Origin of the sequence: Alistipes sp. AM16-43 (assembly GCF_003435745.1) — a bacterium.
Classification (GTDB): Bacteria; Bacteroidota; Bacteroidia; order Bacteroidales; family Rikenellaceae; genus Alistipes; species Alistipes onderdonkii.
Genome location: NZ_QTUQ01000017.1, coordinates 1 through 4,589 on the forward strand (window position 1 = coordinate 1; position 4,589 = coordinate 4,589).

Sequence of the window (4,589 nt, forward strand, 5' to 3'; positions counted from 1 at the left end):
TAGTACTCTTGGTATTCGCCAGAAGTTATGTCGTCCATCCATTTTTGGTTTTGGAGGTACCATTGGACAGTTTTTTCGATTCCTTCCTCGAACTGCAGGCTGGGCTCCCAGCCCAGTTCGCGCTTGAGCTTGCGCGAGTCGATGGCGTATCTCAGATCGTGGCCTGCGCGGTCGGTGACGTACGTGATAAGCTTCTCCGACGACCCTTCGGGGTTGCCCAGCAGCCTGTCCACCGTCCGTACGATCACCCGTATCAGGTCGATGTTCTTCCACTCGTTGAAGCCCCCGATGTTGTACGTCTCGGCGACCTTGCCCCTGTGGAAGATCACGTCGATGGCCCGCGCATGATCCTCGACGTACAACCAGTCGCGCACGTTCTGCCCGCGGCCGTACACCGGCAGCGGCCTTCGGTGGCGGATATTGTTGATGAACAGCGGAATGAGCTTCTCCGGGAACTGGTAGGGCCCGTAGTTGTTCGAGCAGTTGGTCACCAGCGTCGGCATCCCGTACGTGTCGTGGTAAGCCCGCACGAAGTGGTCGGACGAGGCTTTCGAGGCCGAGTAGGGGCTGTGCGGCGCGTACTTCGTCTCTTCGGTGAAGAACTCCTCGCCGAAGGGCCCGCCACCGCTCTCCCCGCCTGCAGGGACGCCTTCGGGCCGTGTCAGCTCCAGCGCCCCGTACACCTCGTCGGTGGAGATGTGGTAGAACAATTTGCCCTCCCACTTGCCGTCCCAGTATTCCCGTGCCGCCTCGAGCAGCGAGAGCGTGCCCAGGACGTTCGTACGCGCGAAAGTGAACGGATCCCTGATCGAGCGGTCGACATGGCTTTCGGCAGCAAGGTGGATGACCCCGTCGATGTCATACTGCCTGAACAGCGCCCGCAGCATATCCAGGTCGCAGATGTCACCCTTCTCGAACACGTAGTTCGGGGAATCCTCGATGTCCCGCAGGTTGGCAAGGTTCCCCGCATAGGTCAGTTTGTCCAGGTTAACGATCCGGTAATCCGGATATTTCGTCACGAACAGGCGTACTACGTGCGAGCCAATAAAGCCCGCGCCGCCCGTAATCAGGATGGTGCGTTTTGGTGCCATTATCTCGTATCTTATATTTGATTTTCTCGTTCGGAATAAGTTTCCACCATTTCAGCAAACCGGGAAGACCAGGCCGGCCAGCTCAATTTTTCTTTATATAATCTCCTTGCATTTTCAGACAATCCGGAAAATTCCTGCTTGCATATGCACTCCTTTATCTTGTTGGCAAAATCGGCTCCCGTACCTGTCAGGGGAAGCCTGTATCCGTTCACGCCGTTCACGACATAATTAGCTATTCCGCCGGTATCGGTCGTGAAAACGGGGATTCCGTAAGCCGCAGCCTCGCAATACACGATGGCAGAGCATTCCGCGCGTGTCGGCAACAACAGAATATCGGCTTGCTGCCAAAGTTGCACATACTGGTGATATTGTTCGGGAATATTCTTATTCAAAAAGCCGATGTTTTTAACATGCGGATTATCCCGGTGTTTTTGAGGCAGGTCTTTGATACCTGCGACATACAGTGTCGCACGGATACCGGCGGCATTAAGCTGCATGACCGTATCTACAGCAATCTCGCCGCCCTTCCGCTCCCAGTCGACCCCGGAAAACAGTATGCGGAGCAAATACCCCCCCCCTGCAAACTCCTGTTTAACAGGAGTTTGTATCTTATTTTCATCGATATTGGCACCAAACTCTATCACATTCAGTTTAGACGCCGGAATGTGGTAATAATCCCGGGCCGAGTTACTCGCCCATTCAGAAGAATGAATAATTACCGAAGCCTTATCCAAAGCCCGCTGTTCGATGGTGTTTCCATATCTGACGCTGCATGCGGCGAGGTTCGGCCAATAATAGTCGACCATCAGTTCAAAGGTGGCATCGCTGAGGTAGAATACCGGTTTATCCGTTTCGATCCGGGACAGCACCTGGGAGCCTCCGCTGAAAAACAGCATGTCGCATCCTGCAATCAGTTTTTTATCGATGCTGTGCGCTTCCATCCGGGCAATCAGCGGGATGTGGGAGTAGACGATATTCTTTCCCGTAAGTTTTGCATACAAATGGTACAGTCCCAGGATAAACTTGGAAAAAAACGGGGTGGTATAGGGGATCCATCGCACCGTATATCCGGCCTGTTCGATCGACTCCCGGATCTTGAAAATTGTGCCGCTCCATGCCTTCCGGTCGATGAAGGGGTTTGCCTTACTGACATAGCCAAAAGTTATTTTCGCCATATCTATTGTCGTTGAAGTCGTTTCATGCAGTAGATCAAGGCCTCCCTCCAGTGCGGGATATCCATCTGGAAGGTCTTCTTGAAGCGGGTCTTGTCCAGCACCGAGTAGGCCGGGCGGGTGGCCTTCGTGGGGTATTCCGACGTGTGGCAGGGGATGATGCGGCATGTGTCATGTCCCGCGGCCGCGGCGATCTCCACCGCGAAGTCGTACCACGAGCACACGCCCTCGTCGGTGAAGTGGTACACCCCCTCGTTGCCCGCGTAGCGCCCCGTCTCGATCAGGGAGAAGATCGCAAGCGCCAGGTCTCCGGCGTAGGTCGGAGTGCCCACCTGGTCGAAGACCACGCGCAGCGTCTCGCGCTCCGAGGTCAGACGCAGCATCGTCTTCAGAAAGTTGTTCCCGTACTCCGAATAGAGCCACGCCGTGCGCAGGATCAGGTAGCGGCATCCCGAGGCCTTCACGGCCTCTTCGCCCGCCAGCTTCGTACGCCCGTAGGCCCCCAGCGGCGAGGTCGCCGTATCCTCCCTGTAGGGCGTATGGGCCGTGCCGTCGAAGACGTAGTCCGTCGAGACGTGGATCAGCGTCGCACCCGTTTCTTTGGCCGCAGCTGCGAGGTATGCCGCGGCCTTGTGGTTGAGCAGGTCGGCCCTTGCCTCGTCCTCCTCGGCACGCTCCACGTTCGTGTAGGCCGCGCAGTTGACGATCACGTCGATACGCTGTTCCTTGACCGTTTGAAGCACCGCCCCGGCGTCGGTGATGTCCAGCTCCGCGACGTCGGTGGCCAGATAGTTGTTGGGCGATACGCTCCCAAGCTGCCGCAAGGAGCTCCCCAGCTGCCCCCGGGCGCCCGTAATCAGGATATTAAGCATAGTAGTCCGTATTGTAGTCGAACAGTTCCGCGGCCTCCTCCAGCCGCGGGTGGCCGCTGTCCTTGGGCGAGAGGACGACATCCCCCGGCGCCAGGCGCCAGTCGATGCCCAGCGTGGGGTCGTCCCACGCGATGGCGCCCTCCGATTCGGGGGCATAGAGGTTGTCGCACTTGTATTGGAATACAGCCTCGTCGCTCAACACCGAGAAGCCGTGCGCAAAGCCCCGCGGCACGAAGAACTGCCGTTTGTTGTCCCCCGAGAGCTCCACAGAGACGTGTCGCCCGAACGTGGGCGAGCCCCGGCGGATGTCCACAGCGACGTCCAGCACGCGGCCCCGGACAACGCGCACCAGCTTCGACTGTGCATGCGCCCCCCGCTGGAAGTGAAGACCGCGAAGAACGCCGTACTTCGACATCGACTCGTTGTCCTGCACGAACCGCACGGGGCGTACGAGCCTGCCGAAGGACTGCTCAGAATAGCTCTCGAAGAAATAACCCCGAGCGTCCCCGAAGACATCGGGTTCGAGGATGACCACTCCTTCTATTTCGGTAGGGATGACTTTCATGGTTTTAGCGTCGGTTTTCGTCGGTGAGTTTCAACAGGTACTGCCCGTACTGGTTCCTGAGCATCGGCTGCGCCAACTCCCGGAGCTTAGCGGCCGTGATCCAGCCGTTATGGTAGGCGATGCCCTCCAGGCAGGCGATCTTGAGACCCTGGCGTTTCTCGATGACCTCCACGAAGATCGAGGCCTCGGCCAGCGAGTCGTGCGTGCCCGTGTCCAGCCACGCGAAGCCGCGCTGAAGCGTCTGCACCTTCAGCTCGCCGCGTTGCAGGAACGACTGGTTGACGCTCGTGATCTCAAGCTCCCCGCGCGCCGAGGGCTTGATACCCTTGGCGACATCGACGACCTTGTTGGGGTAGAAGTAGAGACCCACCACCGCGTAGTTCGATTTCGGGTGTTCCGGTTTCTCCTCGATCGACAGGCAGTTGCCCGCAGCGTCGAACTCCGCGACCCCGTAGCGCTGAGGATCGTCGACCCGGTAGCCGAAAACTGTGGCCTTGCCATCCTCCTCGGCCGTGCGTACCGCCTCGCGAAGAAGGCCCGTGAAGCCCGAGCCGTGGAAGATGTTGTCGCCCAGAACCAGACACACGGAGTCATTGCCGATGAAATCCGAGCCGATCAGGAACGCCTGCGCAAGACCGTCCGGGGACGGCTGCTCGGCATAGCTGATGCGAACCCCGTAGTCGGAGCCGTCGCCCAGCAAACGACGGAAACCGCCCAAATCCTCTGGCGTAGAGATCAGGAGAATATCGCGGATACCAGCCAGAAACAACGCCGATAAAGGGTAGTAGACCATCGGCTTGTCGTAAACAGGCAACAGCTGCTTGCTGACGCCCTTCGTGATCGGGTACAACCGTGTTCCGCTGCCACCCGCCAAGATGATGCCTTTCAT

The 4,589-nt window shown here is 58.3% G+C and carries 5 protein-coding genes; all 5 read right to left on the reverse strand.

Annotated elements, in window-relative coordinates:
• Nucleotides 1-1,091 (reverse strand): dTDP-glucose 4,6-dehydratase (rfbB, locus tag DW189_RS14040; protein WP_117508589.1); only part of this gene is annotated, 1,091 nt, incomplete at its 3' end.
• Between the two features lie 11 nt (nucleotides 1,092-1,102).
• Nucleotides 1,103-2,266 (reverse strand): glycosyltransferase family 4 protein, encoded by a 1,164-nt coding sequence (locus tag DW189_RS14045; RefSeq protein ID WP_117508590.1) that lies wholly within the window; start codon nucleotides 2,264-2,266, stop codon nucleotides 1,103-1,105.
• 2 nt (nucleotides 2,267-2,268) lie between these two features.
• Nucleotides 2,269-3,135, reverse strand: a complete 867-nt coding sequence (gene rfbD, locus DW189_RS14050) for a dTDP-4-dehydrorhamnose reductase (protein ID WP_117508591.1) — start codon at nucleotides 3,133-3,135, stop codon at nucleotides 2,269-2,271.
• Nucleotides 3,128-3,700 carry a dTDP-4-dehydrorhamnose 3,5-epimerase gene (gene rfbC, locus DW189_RS14055; RefSeq protein ID WP_117508592.1) on the reverse strand — a complete coding sequence of 191 codons (573 nt, stop codon included), beginning with the start codon at nucleotides 3,698-3,700 and terminating at the stop codon, nucleotides 3,128-3,130. The genes rfbD and rfbC overlap by 8 nt, the downstream gene beginning before the upstream one ends.
• A gap of 4 nt (nucleotides 3,701-3,704) precedes the next feature.
• Nucleotides 3,705-4,589 carry a glucose-1-phosphate thymidylyltransferase RfbA gene (gene rfbA / locus DW189_RS14060; protein WP_117508593.1) on the reverse strand — a complete coding sequence of 295 codons (885 nt, stop codon included), beginning with the start codon at nucleotides 4,587-4,589 and terminating at the stop codon, nucleotides 3,705-3,707.

Coding starts and splice junctions, on each gene's coding strand:
- DW189_RS14045 (WP_117508590.1), bottom strand. CDS start 2,266: ATGGCGAAAATAACTTTTGGCTATGTCAGTAAGGCAAACCCCTTCATC.
- rfbC (WP_117508592.1), bottom strand. CDS start 3,700: ATGAAAGTCATCCCTACCGAAATAGAAGGAGTGGTCATCCTCGAACCC.
- rfbA (WP_117508593.1), bottom strand. CDS start 4,589: ATGAAAGGCATCATCTTGGCGGGTGGCAGCGGAACACGGTTGTACCCG.
- rfbD (WP_117508591.1), bottom strand. CDS start 3,135: ATGCTTAATATCCTGATTACGGGCGCCCGGGGGCAGCTGGGGAGCTCC.